Genomic DNA, 1095 nt, shown 5'->3' with positions numbered 1-1095 from the left:
ACGGCGGACGTCCACGGACATGAGCGGACAAACAGCTCTTTCCTCTTAATCCGCGGGTTCGGGGTTCAAGTCCCTGGCGGCGCACCAGTGACTACGAGTAGTCCCGTCAACTTGTACGGCTACGGTAGGAGCGCGATAGGGCTTTTGGGGCGTACGACCGAGAAATGTCGCCGATCGAGTGTCACTATGGCGTCTGCGTCAAGCCTTTCGGCGATCGCGACGACAGATGCGTCGACTGCGCCAAGAGGGAAATCGGCGTATTTCTCGACCAGCTCGACAACCCGGTCGATATCCGTCCGGGCCAGCGGAATCAGGCTGATCTGCCCGGTACCGATGGAACGCAGGAAAGCTGCTTCGGCGCGGGTGCCCTTCTCCCGTTCTAGCAGATAGCAGACCTCGGTGAGCACGGGATAAGGAACGAGTAACGGGCGGGGTGTACGTCGCATGAGCGCGACACTCCGGGCATGATCTTTATCGTCGACGTCGGCGGCGGCGACGAGAGGGCCGGTGTCCCAGATGATCACTCGGGTTCGCGCCCCATCTCCTCACGCAGAATCTCGCTGGACCGGGCTGCAAGATTGCCCTTGCCGCTGGACAGGGCGCCCACGAAGTCCGGCAGTGGCCACTCGTCGCCACCGTCCTCAGTCGGGGTGCTCTCGCGCACCAGAGCCAGGATCGGCGCCACCTGAGACTCGGGAAGCCGGTCGATCAGCCTGTGCAACTCGTCCCGCAATATGCTCACAGGCCACAGGATACGGCTGTAGTCGGCAGCCGACCCGCTAGATCCACTCCGTGTACGACCTTGTGGCCCGTCGGGGGCCAGCGTATTGCCCGGCCGCCACCAAGAGGTGCTGACCGTCTCCGACAGTCGAGGGACGAGTGTGGACGTCAGCGGAGACCGTTAGTCGATCTTGCAGTCAGGGGCTGGACACGCTGGCCTTCGGCTCGTGTCGGCCGGGCACCGGTGTACCTATCGCTGTACCCGAGCCGGCGGACGTTGGCGGACGTTGGCGGACGAGTACGAACGCCGGCGGACGGCAAGTGCAGGTCGCGCCGGCGCGGCGGACGTCCGCGGACATCGGCGAACGAACCGCT

General features: G+C 64.5%; 2 protein-coding genes. Both read right to left on the bottom strand.

Annotated features, from left to right (window positions below):
- Positions 1–119: 119 nt before the first annotated feature.
- Positions 120–524: a type II toxin-antitoxin system VapC family toxin gene (locus U9980_RS19025; RefSeq protein ID WP_322769158.1), complete on the bottom strand. Its 405-nt coding sequence runs from the start codon at positions 522–524 to the stop codon at positions 120–122.
- Positions 521–742: a hypothetical protein gene (locus U9980_RS19020; RefSeq protein ID WP_322769157.1), complete on the bottom strand. Its 222-nt coding sequence runs from the start codon at positions 740–742 to the stop codon at positions 521–523. Before U9980_RS19020 ends, U9980_RS19025 begins: the two co-directional genes overlap by 4 nt.
- Between the last annotated feature and the right edge of the window lie 353 nt (positions 743–1095).

The sequence above is a fragment of the Protofrankia sp. Cr1 genome (genome assembly GCF_963555865.1).
GTDB lineage: Bacteria > Actinomycetota > Actinomycetes > Frankiales > Frankiaceae > Protofrankia.
The sequence above is the reverse complement of the archived record's forward strand: the minus strand, read 5'-3'. Positions and strand labels throughout refer to the sequence as shown.